Source organism: Pontixanthobacter aquaemixtae (assembly GCF_009827395.1).
In the GTDB taxonomy this organism is placed as follows: domain Bacteria; phylum Pseudomonadota; class Alphaproteobacteria; order Sphingomonadales; family Sphingomonadaceae; genus Pontixanthobacter; species Pontixanthobacter aquaemixtae.
Window position 1 is genome coordinate 977,974 of sequence record NZ_WTYX01000002.1, and the last position, 18,346, is coordinate 996,319.

18 protein-coding genes and 1 riboswitch are annotated in these 18,346 nt (G+C 59.0%); of the genes, 14 read left to right on the forward strand and 4 right to left on the reverse strand.

The window, feature by feature from the left end:
* Positions 1 to 109 precede the first annotated feature (109 nt).
* The 10 genes from GRI41_RS13710 to GRI41_RS13755 all read left to right on the forward strand — a co-directional run bounded on the left by GRI41_RS13710 (position 110) and on the right by GRI41_RS13755 (position 11,668).
* Positions 110 to 1,381, forward strand: a complete 1,272-nt coding sequence (locus GRI41_RS13710; protein ID WP_160605704.1) for a metal-dependent hydrolase family protein — start codon at positions 110 to 112, stop codon at positions 1,379 to 1,381.
* A complete protein-coding gene (locus tag GRI41_RS13715; protein ID WP_160605705.1) occupies positions 1,378 to 1,902 on the forward strand; it encodes a hypothetical protein in 525 nt (174 codons plus the stop codon). The genes GRI41_RS13710 and GRI41_RS13715 overlap by 4 nt, the downstream gene beginning before the upstream one ends.
* Positions 1,903 to 1,932: 30 nt before the next feature.
* Complete coding sequence (locus GRI41_RS13720; RefSeq protein ID WP_160605706.1) at positions 1,933 to 3,780, forward strand: DUF885 domain-containing protein; 1,848 nt, start codon at positions 1,933 to 1,935, stop codon at positions 3,778 to 3,780.
* Positions 3,781 to 3,919: 139 nt separating this feature from the next.
* A complete protein-coding gene (locus GRI41_RS13725) occupies positions 3,920 to 4,513 on the forward strand; it encodes a thiamine biosynthesis protein ThiC (protein WP_160605707.1) in 594 nt (197 codons plus the stop codon).
* Positions 4,514 to 4,601: 88 nt separating this feature from the next.
* Positions 4,602 to 5,342: a trehalose-phosphatase gene (gene otsB, locus GRI41_RS13730; protein WP_160605708.1), complete on the forward strand. Its 741-nt coding sequence runs from the start codon at positions 4,602 to 4,604 to the stop codon at positions 5,340 to 5,342.
* Positions 5,339 to 7,162 (forward strand): glycoside hydrolase family 15 protein, encoded by a 1,824-nt coding sequence (locus GRI41_RS13735; protein WP_160605709.1) that lies wholly within the window; start codon positions 5,339 to 5,341, stop codon positions 7,160 to 7,162. Before otsB ends, GRI41_RS13735 begins: the two co-directional genes overlap by 4 nt.
* Positions 7,159 to 8,547 carry an alpha,alpha-trehalose-phosphate synthase (UDP-forming) gene (locus tag GRI41_RS13740; RefSeq protein WP_160605710.1) on the forward strand — a complete coding sequence of 463 codons (1,389 nt, stop codon included), beginning with the start codon at positions 7,159 to 7,161 and terminating at the stop codon, positions 8,545 to 8,547. Before GRI41_RS13735 ends, GRI41_RS13740 begins: the two co-directional genes overlap by 4 nt.
* Positions 8,548 to 8,716: 169 nt before the next feature.
* Positions 8,717 to 9,115: a hypothetical protein gene (locus GRI41_RS13745; protein ID WP_160605711.1), complete on the forward strand. Its 399-nt coding sequence runs from the start codon at positions 8,717 to 8,719 to the stop codon at positions 9,113 to 9,115.
* A gap of 75 nt (positions 9,116 to 9,190) precedes the next feature.
* Positions 9,191 to 9,298: riboswitch (TPP riboswitch) on the forward strand.
* 34 nt (positions 9,299 to 9,332) lie between these two features.
* Entirely contained in the window at positions 9,333 to 11,216 is a 1,884-nt protein-coding gene (gene thiC, locus GRI41_RS13750) for a phosphomethylpyrimidine synthase ThiC (RefSeq protein WP_160605712.1), read from the forward strand.
* Between the two features lie 137 nt (positions 11,217 to 11,353).
* On the forward strand, positions 11,354 to 11,668 hold the full coding sequence (locus GRI41_RS13755; RefSeq protein WP_160605713.1) for a hypothetical protein: 315 nt from the start codon (positions 11,354 to 11,356) through the stop codon (positions 11,666 to 11,668).
* Positions 11,669 to 11,846: 178 nt separating this feature from the next.
* Here GRI41_RS13755 and GRI41_RS13760 read toward each other — a convergent pair whose 3' ends face one another.
* Both GRI41_RS13760 and GRI41_RS13765 read right to left on the reverse strand, forming a co-directional pair.
* Positions 11,847 to 12,440: a DUF2726 domain-containing protein gene (locus GRI41_RS13760; RefSeq protein WP_160605714.1), complete on the reverse strand. Its 594-nt coding sequence runs from the start codon at positions 12,438 to 12,440 to the stop codon at positions 11,847 to 11,849.
* 426 nt (positions 12,441 to 12,866) lie between these two features.
* Complete coding sequence (locus tag GRI41_RS13765; RefSeq protein ID WP_160605715.1) at positions 12,867 to 13,406, reverse strand: hypothetical protein; 540 nt, start codon at positions 13,404 to 13,406, stop codon at positions 12,867 to 12,869.
* A gap of 157 nt (positions 13,407 to 13,563) precedes the next feature.
* On the opposite strand from GRI41_RS13765, the gene GRI41_RS13770 reads away from it, so the two are divergent.
* Together GRI41_RS13770 and GRI41_RS13775 are read left to right on the forward strand one after the other, a co-directional pair.
* Positions 13,564 to 14,553, forward strand: coding sequence for a hypothetical protein (locus GRI41_RS13770; RefSeq protein WP_160605716.1), 990 nt, complete (start codon positions 13,564 to 13,566; stop codon positions 14,551 to 14,553).
* A 125-nt stretch (positions 14,554 to 14,678) separates the two neighbouring features.
* Complete coding sequence (locus GRI41_RS13775) at positions 14,679 to 15,119, forward strand: hypothetical protein (protein ID WP_202388818.1); 441 nt, start codon at positions 14,679 to 14,681, stop codon at positions 15,117 to 15,119.
* An 82-nt stretch (positions 15,120 to 15,201) separates the two neighbouring features.
* Here the strand turns inward: GRI41_RS13775 and GRI41_RS13780 are convergent, their stop codons facing one another.
* The gene (locus GRI41_RS13780; protein ID WP_160605717.1) at positions 15,202 to 16,695 is read right to left on the reverse strand and encodes a hypothetical protein; all 1,494 of its coding nucleotides are present in this window, start codon (positions 16,693 to 16,695) and stop codon (positions 15,202 to 15,204) included.
* 599 nt (positions 16,696 to 17,294) lie between these two features.
* On the opposite strand from GRI41_RS13780, the gene GRI41_RS13785 reads away from it, so the two are divergent.
* Positions 17,295 to 17,501, forward strand: coding sequence for a cold-shock protein (locus tag GRI41_RS13785; protein WP_160605718.1), 207 nt, complete (start codon positions 17,295 to 17,297; stop codon positions 17,499 to 17,501).
* A gap of 83 nt (positions 17,502 to 17,584) precedes the next feature.
* Positions 17,585 to 17,830: a hypothetical protein gene (locus GRI41_RS13790; protein WP_160605719.1), complete on the forward strand. Its 246-nt coding sequence runs from the start codon at positions 17,585 to 17,587 to the stop codon at positions 17,828 to 17,830.
* Between the two features lie 33 nt (positions 17,831 to 17,863).
* On the opposite strand, the gene GRI41_RS13795 is transcribed toward GRI41_RS13790, so the two are convergent.
* Positions 17,864 to 18,316, reverse strand: a complete 453-nt coding sequence (locus GRI41_RS13795; RefSeq protein ID WP_160605720.1) for a GFA family protein — start codon at positions 18,314 to 18,316, stop codon at positions 17,864 to 17,866.
* Positions 18,317 to 18,346: the final 30 nt, after the last annotated feature.

The window sequence follows — 18,346 nt, forward strand, 5'->3', positions numbered from 1 at the left end:
AACTGATGGAGGCGGTAATACCGAGAATAGTTACCAGTGCAACCGGTTGCCACTCTTGTATGCAGGCTCCGCGCAGGGCATCAGGTGCGGCAACAGGGAGAATAAGATAATGCGTTTTCGTTCGATTATTTATGCTTCGGTGCTGTTGGCCGCATCGCCTGCCTTGGCCGAAACCACCTATATCCATGCCGGTTCGGTGATCATCGATGCAGTAGGCAGCGCAAGCGGGCCTGCGACAATCGTCGTGACCGATGGCAAGATTGTGTCGATAGAGAATGGCCATGCAGAACCCGCCGGTGATGCCGGCGTGGTCAATCTGGCTGACAAGACCATTCTGCCCGGGCTGATCGATCTGCACACGCATCTATCGGGCGATCCCAGCGGGGAGTTCTGGCGCGCGGCCACCAACCCGCCCGAATGGTACACGCTGGTCGCGGCCAAGAATGCGCGGATTACCGCGCTGGCGGGCTTTACCACCGTGCGTGATCTGGGTTCGCGGACCGATCAGGTGACGCAATCCTTGCGGCGCGCGACAGCGACCGGCGTTCTGCCGGGGCCGCGCATTGTCACCTCGGCGCGGACCATCGCGATTGTCGGCGGGCATGGCGACACCAACGGTTTCCGCCGCGAAGTGAACGAAGCGCTGGGCACCAGCTTTGCCTGCACCGGCCCGGTCGAATGTTCGGAGAAAGTCCGGCAGGCATCGAAATATGGCGCGGACCTGATCAAGATCACCGCAACCGGCGGCGTGCTGAGCCAGCAGGGGCGCGGGCTGGAGGCGCATTTCAGCGATGCCGAGATGAAAGCGATTGTCGACACCGCCAATTCGCTGGGCCTCAAAGTCGCCGCCCATGCGCATGGCGCGCGCGGGATCGAGGCTGCGGCGCGGGCGGGCGTCCACACGATCGAGCATGGCACCTATATCGACGAAAAGGCAGGCCGCGTGATGCGCGAAAACGGGACCATTCTGGTGCCGACCTTGATGGCGTTTCAGGGGATCAAGCAGAATCTCGGCAACGGGTTCTACACGCCGGTGGTCGAGGACAAGATCCGCGCGGTTGGCCCCTTTGCCGAAAGCATCGTCCAGCGCGCGCGCGAATATGGGGTGAAGATCGCTTTCGGGACCGATGCCGGCGTCTTCCCGCACGGGCAAAATGCCGGCGAATTTGAACAGATGCGGCTGGGCGGAATGAGCAATCGCGAAGCGCTCGCCAGCGCCACCACCGTCGCTGCCGAAGTGATCGGACTGGAAAACGAAATCGGCCGCCTCGCGCCAGGCTATTCAGCCGATATCATCGCCGTCGATGGCAACCCGCTGACAGATGTGACGGTGCTGGAAGATGTCGATTGGGTAATGGTACGCGGACGGGTTGTGGAGTGAAAGATCGGTGGATCGAAGCGCTCTCGCTAAAGTCGGCGACCCGCGAAAAGATTCTCGAGCATCGCTTTATCGCAGAAATTACATCAGAGTTGTGGCGTCGCGGGCTTTTCGATTTTACTGTGTCGCACAGCGAGGTGGATGATAGCGGGTATGATCTCATCCTAGAGCTGGGTGATGTGATGCGGCATATTCAGCTCAAGGCCAAACATGACACTGGCCGAACGGCGCAATACAGCATTCAGACCGCGCTGACCCAGCGCCCATCGGGATGTGTCATTGTTATGATTCATGATCCGAAAGATCTGTCTCTGAAGGGATTTCGCTTTCTCGGCAATGCGCCGGGTAAACCTCTGGGAGGACTCGGAGACAGGGTGGCGCGGCATACTAAAGGCAACAGCTTGGGCGAAAAAGGGCTTCGTCCGGCGCTTCGGGCAGTATCGCTCGGCAAGTTTGAGTTTGTCGAGAATATAGCGCAGCTCGCAGAGTTGCTGTTCGGCCCGGCGCTTACAAACCATAGTTGACGTACAATAGAAAATTCAGGGGACCACCACATGAATACTCTTCGCAACGCGCTGATCGGCGTATCCGCTTTGTCACTCGCCGCGTGCGGCGCCAATGGGGAAGAGGTGGCTTCGGCCCCGCCTCCCAAAGCTGCGCCCGTCGCTGATACCGCCGCAGAAGTTATCACCCAGGCAGAGCATAAGAAGCTGTTTGCGCTGTTCGCTTCGGCGGACGAGGCCGATCTCAAGCTCAACCCGATCAGCGCGCTGTTTCGCGGCGATATGCGCTATGCCGACAAGATCGGCGAGTTCGGGACAGAGGCCTATGTCCAGCAGGATATCGCCAACTCCAAGGCCAATCTGGCTGGCCTCGCAAAGATTGATCGCGAGATTTTGAGCCCGACGGACAAGATCGCCTTTGACGTGTTCAAATATAATCAGGAACAATCGCTGGCCGGCAACAGCGATCAAATCCGCGCGCTGACCGAAACCCGCCCGGTCAACCATTTTACCGGTTTCCATACTTTCTATCCGACTTTTGCCAGCGGAAAAGGCGCCGCGCCGTTTGCCACGGTAAAGGATTATGAGAACAACCTGTCGCGGCATAAAGACTATGTCGCGATTACCGACCGTTCGATCGCGGGCTTCCGCCGGGGCATGGAAACCGGCGTTTTCGAAACCAGCCTGACGATCAACAATGTGATCGAACAGCTCAACACGCAGCTGGGCCAAGGTCTCACCGAATCTCCGCTATGGGGGCCGATCGACAATTTTCCCGAAAGCTTTTCTGACCAGGAAAAGGCGCGCCTGACCGCTGACTATCAAAACTCGGTCAGCGAAATTTACGCCGCGCATGCCCGTCTGCGCGATTTCCTGGTCGAGGAATATCTGCCCGTGGCGCGGACCAGCTTCGGCATGAGCGAGATGAAAGGCGGCGCGCAGCTTTATCAGCGGATGATCGAAAACACGACCACGCTGCCGCTGACTGCCGATTATCTGCACAATCTCGGCCTGTCCGAAGTCGCGCGCATTCTGAAGGAAATGGAAGGCGTCAAACAGGAAGTCGGCTTTGAAGGGACGCTGCAGGAATTTTTCGAGCATCTGCGCAACGACCCCGAACTGCAGCCCGAAAGCCGCGAATGGCTGACGCAGGACTATTACCGCATCGGCAAGATCGTGGACGAGAAGATCGGCGATTATTTCTCGCTCGTCCCCAAGACGCCGCTGGAAATCAAACCCTATGAGGAATTCCGCGAGAAGTTCCAGGCGGGCGGCTCCTACCAGTCGGGCTCTTTGGAGGCGGGCCGTCCGGGCGTGTTTTATTTCAACGCCTATGATCTGCCCAGCCGCAACATCATGGGCAATACCACGCTCTATCTGCACGAAGGTGCGCCGGGCCATCACTTCCAGATCAGCCTCGCGAATGAGAACGAAAAACTGCCCGCTTTCATGCGCTTTGGCGGCAACACCGCCTATGTCGAGGGGTGGGCGCTCTATTCGGAAACGATCGGTTACGAGATGGGCCTGTTCGACGATCCCTATCAGCGGATGGGAACGCTGGCGGACGAGCAATTGCGCGCGATGCGGCTGGTGGTCGATACCGGGCTCCACACCAAGGGTTGGACGCGCGATCAGGCGATCCAGTATATGATCGACAATTCCTCCATGGGCAAAACCGATGCGACGGCAGAGGTCGAACGCTATATCGCGATCCCCACGCAGGCGCTGGCCTACAAAGTCGGCGCGCTAAAAATCCAGGAATTGCGCAAGCGCGCCGAAGACGCGCTGGGCGATGATTTCGACATCAGGGGCTTCCATGCGGCTGTGCTCGATACCGGCGCGCTGCCGCTGCCTGTCCTCGAAAAGAAGATCGACGATTGGATCGCTGCGCAGCAGTAGAGGCCTGACCCGCGCGGTCTGAGGGCGGCGGGCGCATTTCCGAAAAGGCGTGAATTGCGCTATCCATGTAACCGGTTCGCGCTTTGGTGCGAACCGGGGGCTGGGGGCACTGCGTGTCCTTGTAACAGGGACATATAACATGGACATTTCCGCCAATCGGGCCGCGCGGCTGACCGCGCTTCTGCTGATCCTTACGGTTGTGACGCAGATCATATATTTCGCCATCTATAGCGGCGGGGGAGAGCCGCCGCGGATGATCATCTGGACCGCCGAAGCGGTTGCCTTTTTGGGCGTTTCGGTCTTTGCGCTGGTCGCGCTGGCGCGCCAGCCGCTCCACTCTGCCATGTGGGCCGCAATTGCGATGGGCGGCGTGCTCAATGTCGTGCAGGTCGGTATGGGGCTGGCCATGTTTGCCCCGCTCCAGGATGCGGGCGAAGCGATGGCGCCGGCATTTGGTGCGGTGCTGGCGGGTGCATTCTTCCTCTATTTCGCAGGCAAATTCCTGTTCGGTTTCGCCGCGATATTGATCGGCCTGGGCGTCGCGCGTTCGGGCGGGGGTGCGGGCAAAGCCCTAGGCGGTCTGGCCGCATTGGCCGGATTGGCGGCGCTGTTGGCCAATCTGGGCGCCATGGCCAAGGGAATGGATCTGGTCTTCCCGGCGGGTGCTGCGGGTACGGCGGCGACTTTGCTTCTGGCGTTGCTGCTCTGGCGGGCGGTGGACGATCCGGCCTGAACCCATTCAAAAAAAGATTGGCCCGGATCAATGAATAGCATTGCGCGGCCCATTCCCCGGAGCGGCATAGCGCGTTAGGAAGGCAGCAATGTCATCCGGTCAATTGCCGCCTCCGCCGCCGCTCGACGCGCTTCTCGCGACAGGGGACGTCTCGCTGTTTCTCGATTTTGACGGGACGCTGGTGGACATCGCTTCGGGTCCCGACTCCATCGATGTGCCGGACAATCTTGCAGCGCGGCTGGGGGCTTTGTCGAAGTCGCTCGGCGGGCGTCTTGCGCTCGTCAGCGGACGCGGTCTGGACAATTTGGGCCAGCATGCGGGCGCGCTGGGTATTGCGCGCGCCGGATCGCACGGGGCGGAGCGGGTGCTGGCCGACGGATCGGCGCTTGGCGACACCCCGCAGCCGCTCGATCCCGATATTGTCCGGCAGCTGAAGGCAATTGCCGATGCGAGCGGGGCGTTGTTTGAACGCAAATCATTCGGCGCGGCGCTGCATTACCGCGCCGTCCCCGAAAAGGGCCCCGGTATCGCAAGCGAGGCGCTGGCCATTGCTCAGGCGGATGGTCTTGTCGCGAAACACGGAAAATGTGTTGTCGAACTGGTCCGGCCCGGTGCTGACAAAGGCGCAGCGGTTGCCGCGTTTATGGAGATCGCACCGTTTTCCGGCAGCAAACCGGTCTTTATCGGCGACGATGTGACCGATGAAGACGGCTTTGCAAAGGCGCACGAGATGGGCGGTTTCGGCATCGCCATTGGCGAGCGGGAATCGCAAAATGCCCAATTCGCACTGGACACTGTCCGCGATGTCCACGAGTGGTTAGGCCTATGAACGCACAAATTTCTCCCGCTCTGCAATCCGATTTGGACTTGTGGCCCATCGGCAATTGCCAGATCAGCGGCTTGATCGACCAGACCGGTGCCTTGGTTTGGGGCTGCGTGCCGCGCGTCGATGGGGACCCGGTATTCTGTTCGCTGCTGAATGACAGCAACCGCGAGGCGGGCATTTGGCGCTTCGAGCTCGACGGGCAAATATCCGCCAGCCAGGAATATATCCGCAACACCCCGATCCTTGTCACCCGGCTGGAATCGGAAGACGGAAGCATTGTCGAGATACTCGATTTCTGTCCGCGCTTTGAAGGGAACGGGCGGATGTATCGCCCGGTTGCGATTGCCCGGATTGTCAGGCCAATCGCGGGCCATCCGCGGATCAAAGTGGTGCTGCGGCCGATGAAAAATTACGGCGCGCAACTGGCTGAAATGACCAGCGGAACCAACCATATCCGCTATCTCGTCGGGCAGCAGGGCCTGCGCCTCAGCACCGACGCCCCCGTTGGCTATCTTATGGAAGGGCGCACTTTCCGGATCGAAGACGACACCCATTTCTTCCTCGGCCCTGATGAACCCTTCACCGGCAATCTACGGGTGGAAATCCGCCGGATGGAACAATCGACGCGCAAATATTGGCAGCATTGGGCGCGCGGTCTGGCAACGCCGTTCGAATGGCAGGATGAAGTCATCCGCTGCGCGATTACGCTGAAACTGTGCCAGCATGAAGAAACCGGCGCGATCGTGGCGGCTCTGACCACTTCGATCCCCGAGCATGAAGGCAGCGAGCGTAACTGGGATTACCGCTTCTGCTGGATCCGCGATTCCTATTACACCGTGCAGGCGCTCAACCGGCTCGGCGCGCTCGATGTGCTGGAAAAATACCTCGGCTATCTGCGCAACATTGTCGATTCCGCCAAAGGCGGGCAGATCCAGCCGCTTTATTCGGTGATGGGCGAAAGCGAACTCAACGAAACCACCGCCGCGCATCTGGCGGGCTATCGCGGGATGGGGCCGGTGCGTGTCGGGAACGCCGCCTACAAACAGGTCCAGCATGATTGCTATGGCCAGATCGTGCTGCCAACGGTGCAGGGTTTTATCGACAAACGCCTGCTGCGCATGGCGGGCGATACCGATTTTGCCAGCCTCGAAGAAGTCGGCGAAATGGCGTGGAAGATGCACGATCAACCGGACGCCGGATTGTGGGAATTCCGCACGCGGCAGGAAGTGCACACCTATTCGGCGATCATGAGCTGGGCCGCCTGCGACCGGCTGGCCACCACCGCCGGTTGGATCGGCAAGGCTGACCGCGAGGAATTGTGGCGCAGCCGCGCCGATGCAATCCGCGCCAAAATTGAAAAAGAGGCTTGGGTCGAAGGCGATGGGAACGGGCAGGCAGGCCATTACAAAGCCAGTTTCGAAAGCGACTATCTCGACGCCAGCTTGCTGCAGATGATCGACTTGCGCTTCCTCAGGCCCGACGATCCGCGTTTCCAATCCACCTTCGCTGCGATCGAGAAAGAACTGCGGCGCGGCGAACATATGCTGCGCTATGCGGCGGAAGATGATTTCGGAGCGCCCGAAACCGCGTTCAATGTCTGCACTTTCTGGCTGATCGAGGCGCTGCATCTCGCCGGCCGGTCGGAAGAAGCGCACAGCCTGTTTTCTACCATGCTCGGCCATACGACCGGATCGGGGATGCTGAGCGAGGATCTCGACTGGGAGACCGGCGAACTGTGGGGCAATTTCCCGCAGACATATTCGCTGGTCGGGATCATCAATTGCGCAGGGCTGTTGTCCAAGCCTTGGAACGAAGTGCGATGAGCAGGCTGGTTATCATTTCCAACCGCGTTGCCGTGCCCAAAGCGCGCGGTGCGGCCGGTGCGCAAGGCGGGCTGGCGGGGGCGCTCAATTCCGCGCTCAAGAAATTTGGCGGGATATGGTTCGGCTGGTCGGGCGAAGAATCGAGCGAAACCACCGGCCATATCCAGCTGCAAACCGATGATGGCGTAACCACCGCGACGATTGATCTGAGCGAAACCGACATTGAAGAATATTACAACGGCTATGCCAATTCGACCTTGTGGCCTCTGTTCCATTACCGGCTCGATCTGACCGAGTACGAGAACGAAACCGGCCGCGGTTATGAACGGGTCAACGAGACATTTGCCAATAGCGTCGCCCCGTTGATCGATCCTGACGATCTGATCTGGGTGCATGATTACCACTTGTTGCCCTTGGGCGAACGGCTGCGGTCGCACGGGGCGAAGAACCGGATCGGCTTTTTCCTGCATACGCCGTGGCCGCCCGCGCGGCTGTTCGTCTCGCTGCCGTATCACGAGCGGCTGGTGCGCACGATGCTGGAATATGATGTGATCGGTTTCCAGACCGGGGAATGGCTCGGCAGCTTCCTGCATTATTGCGAAAAAGAACTGGGCGCCGAGGTTGATGAAAGCACTGGCCGGATCGCTTTCGAGGATAAGGAAACCTTTGCGCGGGCCTATCCGATCGGGGTCGATTGGGATCATATCCAGACGCAAGGCAAGACCAAGGAAGCAAAGAACGCAGAGCAGCGGGTGATTGACAGCACGCGCAACCGGATCGCGATGATCGGCGTTGACCGGCTCGACTATTCAAAAGGCCTGCCCGAGAGGATCGACGGCATTTCGCGCTTTTTTGACCAGAATCCGGACCGAACGCGCGACCTTGTCTTTATCCAGATCGCGCCGCCCAGCCGCGAGGATGTCGACAGCTACCAGAAAATCCGTGCGGAGCTGGAGCAGAAGACCGGCCAGATCAACGGCGCGCGCAGCGAGGTCGATCTGGTCCCGATCCGCTACGTCAACAAAGGCCACTCGCTGGCCGAACTGTGCGGCTTCTATCGCGCTTCGAAGATTTGCCTGGTTACGCCGCTTCGTGACGGGATGAATCTGGTCGCCAAGGAATATGTCGCGGCGCAAGATCCCGAGGATCCGGGCGTGCTGATCCTGTCCCAATTTGCCGGCGCGGCGCATCAATTGACCGAAGCGGTATTGGTCAATCCGCACAGCCCGGACAATCTGGCGCGGGCCATTCGCACCGCTCTCGATATGCCGCTGGAAGAACGCAAGCGGCGCTATGAAGCGCTGGTCAAAACCGTGCGCGAAGACGACATCCACGGCTGGACCAACAATTTCATGCGCGATCTGCGAGAGCTTGGGGCGCAGTAGCGCGCTGGACCTTTTGCGCATGCAGGCGTAGCCTCTGCAGGTCAGCGGGAACCAGCGGCAGAGAATGGAGCGCAGCAGCAACGCGCCGCCCTGCCTTCCAAGGATCACAACGCGCATTTGCACTGTTTCCTTGCGGGGCCCGCCTGCGGATCGGGAAAGGAGCAAAGCCATGCCTGCCGAAATCGATTATCCTGCCTGGATCATGCTTGTCACCGGCATTTATGCCGCTGCAGCAGGGATTGGCGAGTGGCGACGACCGGGATCGTGGGAAGCGATGGTGGTCGATATCACCGGCAATGGCGCGGTGCGGTTTCTGACCGGGATTTTCTGCCTCTGCATTGGCACGGTCCTGTATCTGTCCGCGGCATGGGACACCTCTGACTGGATGCAGATTGCGATCAAGATTATTGGCGGCTGGGTGGTGATCGAAGGCGCGCTGATTCTGGCCTTTGGCGATCTGTTCATGGGTTTTGCGCGCGGAATGATGTCGATGGTCAACCGCTTCTGGGCGGGAATATCGGTTGCAATCGGTCTCGCCGCGATCGTCATGGCGATAATGCGGATATAGCCCGCACCCATCCGTTTTTTGCCCGGCATCCGGGCGACACCGCGCTGGACCTTTGGGCATTCTGCGCCTAACTATCTTGCATCCCCGGGGAGGTCGCTTGACCTGAGAGGGGCGCGTAGCACCGCCCGACCCGTTGAACCTGAACCGACTAACATCGGCGGAGGGAGCGGGCTTGGTTTTGGCAGGCACGCGCACTCCGTCTCTGGAGAATAAGCGCATGGCTGACATCAACTCTCATATCGAAATCGGCGTAACCACCGGGCCGATCCGCGGCAGCCGCAAGGTTTATGTCGGCGAGAGGCGCGTGGCGATGCGCGAGATCGAGCTGGAGCCGAGCAGCGGAGAACCGCCGGTGCGCGTCTATGACACCTCCGGCCCCTATAGCGATCCCGACGCGCAGATCGATATCAATACCGGCTTGCCGCAGCTGCGCCGTGAATGGATCATGGCGCGCGGTGATGTCGAGGATTACGAAGCGCGCGAAGTGAAGCCCGAAGATAACGGCCAGCTCGGCCCTGACCGCAGCGGCGGCGTTCCCGGCTATCCCAATGTCGTCAAACGCCCGCTGCGCGCCAAGGCAGGCCAGAATGTCAGCCAAATGCACTATGCCCGCAAAGGCATCGTCACGCCCGAGATGGAATATGTCGCCACCCGCGAAAATCTCGGCCGCGAAATGGCGCGCGAGGCGGCGAGCGGAGGGGAGAGCTATGGCGCGGCAATCCCCAGCCTCGTCACGCCCGAATTCGTCCGCGATGAAGTCGCACGGGGCCGCGCGATCATCCCGAACAACATCAACCATCCCGAAACCGAGCCAATGGCGATCGGGCGCAATTTCCTGGTCAAGATCAACGCCAATATCGGCAACAGCGCGGTGGCATCAGACGTCGCCAGCGAAGTCGACAAGATGGTCTGGGCCACCCGCTGGGGCGCGGATACGGTGATGGACCTCAGCACCGGCCGCAACATCCACGACACGCGCGAATGGATCATCCGCAACTCCTCCGTCCCCATCGGCACCGTGCCGATTTATCAGGCGCTGGAGAAAGTTGGCGGCGTGGCTGAAGACCTCACTTGGGAAATCTTCCGCGACACGCTGATCGAACAGGCCGAGCAGGGCGTCGATTACTTCACCATCCATGCCGGCGTGCGCCTGCCCTATGTGCCGATGGCGGCCAAACGCGTCACGGGCATTGTCAGCCGCGGCGGCAGCATCATGGCGAAATGGTGCCTCGCGCATCACAAGGAAAGCTTCCTCTACGAGCATTTCGACGACATCACCGAGATCATGAAGGCCTATGACATCGCCTATTCGCTGGGTGACGGCCTGCGCCCCGGCAGCATCGCCGATGCCAATGACGAAGCGCAATTTGCAGAGCTATACACGCTGGGCGAGCTGACCCACCGCGCGTGGAAAGAAGATGTGCAGGTGATGATCGAGGGGCCGGGCCATGTCCCGATGCACAAGATCAAGGAGAATATGGACAAGCAACTGGAGGTGTGCGGCGAAGCGCCCTTCTACACGCTCGGCCCGCTGGTGACCGATATCGCGCCGGGTTACGACCACATCACCAGCGGCATCGGCGCGGCGCAGATCGGTTGGTACGGCACCGCAATGCTTTGCTACGTCACTCCGAAAGAACACCTCGGCCTGCCCGACCGCGACGATGTGAAAGTGGGCGTGGTGACCTACAAGCTGGCCGCCCACGCCGCCGACCTCGCCAAAGGCCACCCCGCCGCACAGCTGCGCGACGATGCGCTGTCAAAAGCTCGCTTCGAATTCCGCTGGCGCGACCAGTTCAACCTCAGCCTCGACCCCGAAACGGCGGAGGAATATCACGACCAGACGCTCCCCGCAGAGGGCGCAAAGACCGCGCATTTCTGTTCTATGTGCGGCCCGAAATTCTGCTCGATGCAGATCAGCCAGGAGGTGCGCGACTTCGCTGCAAAGCAGAACCAGTCCTCCGACGGGTTTATTATGGCGCAGCAAAGCGGGGCCGACGCCGCCGAGGCGAGCCGTAAGGCTGCCGAAGAAGGGATGCGCGAGATGGCCGAAAAATACGCCGAGAAAGGCAGCGAGCTCTACCTTCCGGCGGAAGAGTGAGCGCCGCCTAGATGCTCGCCAACCCAACAGATTGCGCAAGAATCTGACAGAAAATCCCCGTTCATTGACAGTAAAGCTCTGCATCCGCAGTTTACTCAAACAATTCAGGGATTCTTATGTAACTAGGGGAGTTTACAATGAAGTATCTACCGGTTCTTTTGGGCATTTCCTTTGTCGCAACGGCTTGCACCACGCCATATGCAACCGCGCATGATGCGGGCCTGGCACCTGCTGCCAAATGCGCCCCGATCTCCGCTGACAATTGGGCGAAAGTCCGCAACGGCATGACCTTGAGCGAGGTTGAACATGTGCTGGGCTGCAAAGCCAATCACTTGCAAACCAACGAGTTCAAGACATTCACCTCGGATACCTGGCTGTTCAAACGCGGCAGCGAACACCTCGCCAGCGTCGGCATCCGCGACGGCAAAGTCTGGCACAAACGACTGCACTGATCGCGGACGCTGCGGGGGGGTGGGAGCTTTCGTAGCTCTGCCACGAGCTGCTGTGTGGGCGGCATCGAGTGTGCATTGGTGCCTAGTGGCCGTAGATTCCCGCCTACGCGGGAATGACTGAGTGTTGCTGCAAAGTTCTTAGGTCCGAGAGCCTCAGTGTTTTGCTTCAACAGGCTGCTTATCCAGCCGGCACCAACTTCTCCACCAGCGCCCGCAGTTCCTTTGGCGTTGTGTGCCCAGCGATCACTTCGTGGTAGCCAATACCCGCTTTTCGCAAGGCTTCTTTCTTTACTGCGTCACGTGCAGCGGCGCTGCCCTGATGGTGGCCGGTGCCTTGGTACTCCAGTGCGTGAACAACGCGGCACTTCTCGTCCATCAGCGCGAAATCAACCCGCTTGGAGTTGACCGACAGAAAAGCCTTCTTGTCTCTACTGCCGAGAAATTCGCCCAAACTGACTTGGGCCATAACCTGCCAATCTGAGTTTCTGGCCAGTACCGCTTGATCCAAAGCCTTGAATACGATCCCCTCGGGTTTGTTGAGGAGAGGTCGCGAATAGAATTGCGCGGACATAACCTTGTCGAGTTGGTCAATCGCCAACTGGCCATTCTTTGTTTGTTGCCGTCCAGCCCAATATGCACGATTGCGACCGATCTTTGATTTTTCCCCCATCACCAACACAACCAGGAACAACCCACCCACCGCAAGGGCTAAGCCCATGACTAGCGAGAATGTCGGACCGGGACTGTTTAGAAACGTGCTGACCGTATCCATTGTTGAACCTGCTAACGTAATTCGTGAACTTCCGAAGAAGTGCTAGCTTGTTTTGCTTTCCAAATACTTTCCTACACTCCCAAAATCTGCCTTACCCTGCCGGATGAGCAAGCACGATACATCCCTTTCGCCCGCCACCACCTCTAATCGCACCCAACGTCACGACGGCTGGACCCTCGCCAAACAGGCCGCGTTTCTCCGCGCTCAACGGGGGCGAGATGCCGGTGTTCTTTCAGGCCTGTCCTGAGCCTGTCGAAGGGGCGAGCAGATCGGCAGCTACCGCAAGTTTGACCCCCGCCTCCGAGAGGGCAGGCGAGCGGCTGACGGTTGCGCTGCTGGGCAAGTTCATGCTGGGCGGCAATTCAAGAGGCTGAGCGGGGACGGCAAAAGTGACCCAGTGTCACCTTTGTCACCCGCCGCCGCGCGTCAATATTCCCAGCGCTCGGTCAGCATTTTGGCTTCGCCGTCTTTCACCGCGATTTCAGCGGAGGGGGCTTCGGGTTTGCCGTCTGCAAACAATTCGTAGATCACCGTGCCGTCATTCTGGATGCTTTCGATGACACGCACCGGGTCAAACATGCCGTCCACGCCTTCGCTCGCGGCGCGGGCATCGGCGGGTACATCGGCCCATGCGAGATCGCGTTGCACCTCGACCACGGTGAAGCTGCCATCGTCGTTCTGCAATATGTCCAGCTCGACTTCGCTGCCATCGGGGCGGGTGCCTTCCACATCGAAGAAAACCTTGCCTTCGCGTTCCTTGCGCTCGACCTCGGCGATGGTCATGCCGGCGATCTTCTCTTCGACGACGGTGAGGATGCCTTCGGGAAGATCGGCGGGGTCGATCTCGGTGGAGACCTGCTCTGGCGCGTCATCAAGGATGGCGCTGTCTTCGGTTTCGGCCGAACAGGCGGCCAGCGCGAAAGCCAGCGGCAGCGAGAGAGCGAGTGAAGTGGTGTGATTGCGCATGGGAACACCTTTGCAAATTGCCTTGGGGAGGGCCCCTTGCCTAGCTTTGCGCACGAGGGCGAGCAAGAGGGGCGAGTAGTTGCAGAACTGCTCTGAGGCCGTGATCTCGGTCAGAATTTTTGGAAGAAATGAACTTGACTTTGACGGTTAGATTTCTTTGACTGCGAAGGATTTTACGGGGGATTTAATGCGGGACTTCAGGTTTGTAGCTATGTTGTGCGTGCCCATGCTTGTCGCAGGTTGCACGAATTCCGGATTTGCAGAATGCGGTAGTCCTGAGTCCAAAGAACTCATCGACAAGCTTCTCAAAGAGGAACTCGAATACGGTATCCAAAACCAGATCGATGCCCAAAAGGAACTGGGATCGTATGATTCGACCGAGCTGGAGAATGCTGTTGAACGGCTAAAGATTAGCTTGAACGATGTTCGAACCTCGCGTGATGATCCTGATAGCCAGCGATTCAGTTGCCGCGCTACATTGGCTCTCGAATTGCCCGAGACCGTTGAGAAGAAGGCCAACGAAACGCGATCCATGGCCGAAATGGGATCGGTCAGGGATCTTGCAAACCGATATAAAATGAAGCGTCGTGGGCGGACCTACACGACAGAATTCGACTATTTTATCCAGCCTACCGACGATGGGGAAAAGCTGTTTGCGGAGATGGATGACGACGCACCGGCTCTCAAATTTCTAGGAGAGACATTGGCATCCTATTTGCTGTCTGATGAAATTCGCGAAGAGAAGATCGCCGAGGATCAGGCTATTGCAGCCGAGTTGGCTGAAGAAAGAGCACGTGAAAATGCCCAGAAAGAGCGTGAACGCGAAATTGACTCAGCGTTTGCTGCCGAAGGCGACGCTGCGCTCAACGCGGCGGAAGTGCAGCGCAAACTGGCCTCGGAGCGTATCAATGCCGTCTGGCTAGCCATGCCGGCCGACATTCAAAGAGACCTGGACGATTTGCATTCGGCTTGGGTGAAGCAAATGAAAGCGCGCTGCGCAAGCGAAGCGGCCGGTAGCGACGAACGGAGTTCCATGCGCAAGGCGAAGGAACTGAATTGCCAAACACGGTTGGTCCGCAGTTGTGCCAACACTTTGAACCGCAATGTCGGCAGCACGTCATCGCGGATGCGTTACTGTCGATTCTAGTACTCCGGGCGCATTGGCCATACGCTGCCGGGAGCATTCGGTGATACTGTAGGATCGACACGGTCTGGGCCGAGCAGCAGAGCAGCCCGCACGCCATGAACCCGATTGGAATACGAGTTTAAGCCATGAGACATTTTTGTATCGCACTTGTAACCGCGCTCTCGCTATCGGCTGCGGGGTGTCAGAACCGCGCGGGTCCCGGCGGCGTCACCGCGGATGATGCAGAGGTGTTTTCGGCAATCGCACCGGAGGAGAAGCTCTATTTCGGCGGGAACGAGCCGTTCTGGGGCGGCGATGCGGTGGGGCAGGAGCTGCGCTATACCACGCCCGAAAACATCGATGGCGATGTGATTGCGGTGAAACGTTTTGCGGGACTGGGCGGTCTGGGCCTGAGCGGGGAGTTGGGCGGCAAGCCTTTCGATATGCTGGTCACCGATGCGCCATGCGACGACACGATGGCGGACCGGTCATACCCCTTCACCATCACTCTCAAGATTGGAGAGGAAACGCGCGAGGGTTGCGGCTGGACCGATGCAAAACCCTTTACCGGCGATGCAAATCCGTAAGCGATTCCGGACGCGATGATGCAAAATGAGGGAGCGCCGCAATTAATGGACGCTCCCCCATGTTTGCATGCCCGATGGCAGGTCAGGCGGGGCTCGCCTTCCCGGTTCCCTTGGCATTGAGATCATCGATCAGCTTGCGGATATCCCGGCCGACGGAAACCGATGCCATGATTAGCGCCGCGATCCGCCCGATCCAGGCAATCACCACTGCCGCCGCACCGAAACCGGCTGATGCAACCAGCGATGCTGCCAGCACCAGCAACTGCGCGACCAGCTTGACGCTGGCGATCACCCAATCGACCCAGGAAAGGCTTTCCAGCATCTGGTAAACAATCGTCTTGAGCAATCCGAGACCGGCAAGCCCCGCAACGAATTTGAGCAGCGATTTGGCCATGCCCTCGATCCGGCCCAGGGTACCTTGCGCGCGTTGCAGCGTATTGATCAGCGGGGTGACTTCATCGGCCACGGCTTCCATGCTCGCGGCGAGCGTATTGACCAGAGTGTTCTGGAACGATTGCGCCAGCGACAAAGTTACGCCGATCCCGGCAACCAGCAGGCCGAGCCCGTCAATCGCAATCGCCGCTGCATCTTTGAAGATCTGCGCGCCGGAAAATTCGGGCACTGGTGCAGGCGGTGCAGACCGCTTGCGTTTGACATGCATCAAGGCTGCCGGTGGAGGCGTGCCGTTGAGAATGGCGCTTTCCAATGCGGCGCGATGTTGTGCGATCTGCCCGGCTTCATCCGGATGCGCGGCAAGAAATTCTGCAAATCCTTTGTCGACATGGTCTTTGTGGAAATTGGGATTGGACGTCACCGCCAGCCAGTTGAGATAGTAATTTCCTGCCCGGTTGCCGCTGGCGACTTCGAAATAGTCGGTAGTCACCTTGTTGATCGTTTCGATCGATCCAACCTGCGCATTGGCATCCTTCCAATAGGGGGTGCAAAAAACCACGGGCGGATTGTTCCACGGAACCGGGAAATAGACCCGCAGCACGTCGCCGGCGACTTTGTGCGCAGTGCCCGATTGCGCCGCATGCGGGACAACGTTGCGCGCGGCAGAGATGCTGTTGACGAAATAGTCGCTCGCGTGATTGGTGCTGACGGTGACGACTTCGCTATCCGGCCCCGGATCCCCGACCTTTTGCGAACTGACCGTCTCCGCATAGCCGACCATGCCGTGATGGTTGTCCCAGCGCGGCGTCAGCATATTGACATCATTGCCATCGGGCAGGCCGGGAACGGTCAGCAACCCGGCAGATGTCTTTGGCGTCGTGTTGGCAATCGCGCGCAGCCCGTGAATGTCGTCAATCTCCGGATCGACCAGCAATGCGTTGAGATAATAATTCGATGCCGCGTTGGAATCGGCGACGGTCATCGTCCCGACGCCGTCATTTATCTCTATCCCCGTCACAGTGGGGATGCCGCCCACTGCGGCATTTTGCGCGTCCCACCATGGCATCAGCAATGCAACCGGATTGCGGCCGACAATATTGGGATCGAATGTCAAAACGGTTTCGCCGCGCGCATTGCGGTTCTGCGGATCGTAAGCGGTAATTATTGTTTGTGTCTTTGGCATTGTGTGTTTCCTCTTTCAGTTGCGCGACCGAACAGTGATCCTCATCCCTCGACTGCGGTTCTGAGAGCGGCGAAGCGAAAGCGGCCATTGCTTCCGGACACGGCCAAGCCGCGCCAGAAGCAGTGCTGTGTGCTCTTGGGTGCCAATCACGCGCCAATCGCGAGCGCCAAGGCAGCCGGAATTGCGTTCCGGCCGGGCCCAGCTACTGTTGATGCGACGGTGTTATGTGTTCTCTCAGGAGGGAATGAAGAATTCCCACGAATCCTTTTCACTATACTTCGGAGCACAATAATTGGATGAAAACGACCCGCCCCAATTGGCAAGCAAACGCGCGCAGACCGGCGCCTGCCGGTTCATTGCGGGACATACGGCGCGCAACAATAGATTAGAGATTAGGCGAATCGTTGCACGCGTGCTAAACACCCCGCGCTGACGTCGAAAATTGCGACGGACTTCGGTACTATGACTACGGACCCTACGGCGAGAGGCCGAGTGGCTCCAAATCTGGCGACGACTTCCTTTGAGTTCACGCACTGACGCATACCCGTATGTGGCGATACTGCCGCGGCGGTAGATACGTTCTCGAAAGGAACGCCAGAATGACTACAGGTACAGTAAAGTTCTTCAACGCCGATAAGGGCTATGGTTTCATCCAGCCCGAAGATGGCGGCGATGACGCATTCGTTCACATTACAGCTGTCCATGCCGCCGGCATGCAAACGCTGGATAAGGAACAGCGCGTCAATTATGAACTGGAGACAGGCCGTAACGGCAAGACTTCGGCGGTGAACCTCACCGCAGCATAAGTCAGCCCTTCATATTCCGGATGTGGTGGTTGCAAATCAGCCACCGCATCCGGCTTTGTCTTTTAACCAGCAGGAGAGAAAATTTGAGCCAGAATTTCGAATTTTATAACACTCGCGCCAATGAAGCCGCAGCCGAAGCCAAGGCCGCGACGCTGGACAATGTACGTGAACGCGCTCTGCGCAGCGAAACCGCGTGGCGTGAAATGGCCGACCGTGCGCTGCAAATGGAAAGAGAGCGCGAAGTCGCGCGGATCGAACGCGAAAAGCGTCAGGCCGAAGCCGCGGAACTCGCCGCGCAAAAGGAACTGGAAGCGGTCCCTGCCGAATAGCAGGCGCGCTGACACAACATCGAAAAGCGCGGGTCAGCTTTCCTCGAAAGTGTGACCCGCAGCTTTTGCCTCAGCAATAATCTCTGCGCCGGTTTTCATCGGGCATTGCTGCGCAAAATCATAATATCCCGGCTTCTCGTCGACAAATATCTGCTGCAGAAATTCTAGATTGTCAGGCAGATCGAACAGCCCTGCCAGAAAGCTGAAATTGTCCGCCGGAGTATAGCGGTACCATAGATTGCTGCCGCATTTGTTGCAGAAGGCCCGTTCTGCCCATGCGGAAGAGGCATAGCTGGTCACATGCTCCCTGCCGCCCACGGTAAAGCTTTCCCCGCTCACCCCCATCAGCGCCGATCCACCCCAACGGCGGCACATGGCGCAATGGCACACATCCAGTTCCGCCTTCATCTGCGCGACCGAGATGGTCACAGCGCCGCACAGGCAGCGGCCCTTGGCATTGGCAATTGGATCGGGTGTTTCGGGCATTGCGGCACCTCCGGTTTCGTTTTTGTCCAA